Origin of the sequence: Dietzia sp. 111N12-1 (genome assembly GCF_001658045.1) — a bacterium.
Taxonomy (GTDB): Bacteria; Actinomycetota; Actinomycetes; order Mycobacteriales; family Mycobacteriaceae; genus Dietzia; species Dietzia kunjamensis.
Map to the genome: position 1 here is coordinate 1 of NZ_LSSV01000087.1, position 1738 is coordinate 1738.

1 protein-coding gene and 1 pseudogene are annotated in these 1738 nt (G+C 66.0%); one reads left to right on the forward strand and one right to left on the reverse strand.

Translation table 11 applies throughout. The features are described 5' to 3' along the window. Positions 1-1130 (reverse strand): IS21 family transposase (gene istA / locus AYO52_RS15985; RefSeq protein WP_067719584.1); only part of this gene is annotated, 1130 nt, incomplete at its 3' end. A 146-nt stretch (positions 1131-1276) separates the two neighbouring features. Here istA and AYO52_RS15990 point away from each other — a divergent pair. Further along, positions 1277-1738 (forward strand): annotated as a pseudogene (locus AYO52_RS15990) (transposase); the annotation flags it as partial.

Here is a 1738-nt window from a genome sequence, read left to right on the forward strand (position 1 = left end):
CAGACGACCTGGTCACCGTCGAAGAGCGTCACCGACTGCGCGGTCAACCGGACTCGCAGCAGTTGACCGGCGAAGGTGTACGGCACCGAGTAGTACTGCGAATCGCAGGAGACGTGATAGTTCCGTCCGACCTTGAGCTGCTTCCACTCCACCGTGGCGAACCCGTCGTCTGGCAGCACCGCCAGCAGCGGCGCCTCATCGGACTCGAATCGCTCCCACCGTGTCGTACCGTCAGCCCGGCGAATCTGGGTGTTGATCTCGGCGACGCGGTCATCAATCGCCGCGTTCAGGGCCTCGACGGTGGTCCACACCTCCTCGGCGAGGTAGCCGATCACGCGCTTGTTGACCACTTCCACTGCTGACTCCACGGCCGCTTTGTCGCGGGGTTTGCGGACCCGCGCCGGCACGATCGCGGTGCCGTAGTGGTCGGCCAGTTGCTGGTAGCGGACGTTGACAGCCCTGGCCGCCTCGCCCTTGGCCTGCCGGTGGGTGGCGGTGGTCGGGTTGTCGGGCACCACCATCTGCGGCGTCCCGCCGAAGAAGTCGAACGCTGCGACGTGAGCGTCGATCCACGACGGGGACTTCATATCCGTAAAACCGCGACAGAACACCGCACCGGAGTACGGCAGCACCGCCACGAACAAGTACAGCTTGGTGACCTCACCGGTGACCGCGTCGAGGACCTCGAGGGTGTCGCCGGCCCAGTCGACCAGCATCGTCCTGCCGGGTTCGTGATGCAGCGTGGCCACGACGTCCTTGATGCGGGCGTGGTCGGCGAACAGGGCGCAGTACTGGGAGTACCCGTACTTCTTCCCGGCCCCGACGGGGTCCGCGAGATATTTGCCCCAGGCCTGCTGGATGGTGAAGTGCCGGTTGAACTTCATCGACGCCAGCACCCGATCAAAATCGGGCTTGGTGTAGTCCTCCGAGACGCGTTTGCGCCCGTCGGGGAACATCCCGGCGATCTCGGCCGGGTTCATCGACGACGCTTGGCCGGCGGTGATGCCGTACGCGGTGATCGTCTTCTTCACCGCCGCGATCTCCCGACGCGAACACCCGACGGCGGCGACGATCTCGCTGTAGCTATGCCCGGCCAGCGCCAACGTCATGATGGCCTTGTACTCGGCCACATCAGCCTCCTCAAATAGGAAGAAGCGGCGCAGTCGCGCCGCCTCACCCCGAGCAGACCACCCCGCCCGCCCTAAGGAGTACCGAGTCGCCGGAATCGAAGTACCGGATCGCCGGACTAGGCGTACCCACTAGCCCTATCTGCCACTTCGACGGCGTCCGCGTTCTCGGGGTCGATTAGCACAAGCGGAAACACGTCCGCGGCGACGGTTCGTCTTCGTTCGTCACCGTCCTGGTCGACCTGACCCCGGTGGTGGACGGCACCGGCCCGTCGCGCCTGCTGGACATGGTCCCCGGGCGCTCGGCGAAGGTGCTCACCGAGTGGCTCGATGCCCGCGACCAGGTGTTCCGTGACCGAGTCAAGGTTGTCACGATGGACGGATTCGCCGGCTACCACGCCGCCGCCGCCAAAACCGTGCCCGCTGCTCGGACGGTGATGGATCCATTTCACGTCGTGCAGCTTGCCGCCGACAAGCTCACCGTGTGCCGCCAACGCATCCAGCAGGCCACCACGGGGCACCGCGGCCGCACCGGCGATCCCCTTTACGGGATCCGCCGGACCCTGCGCACTCGGGTCGAACTGCTGACCGACAAACAGAAGGTCCGCCTG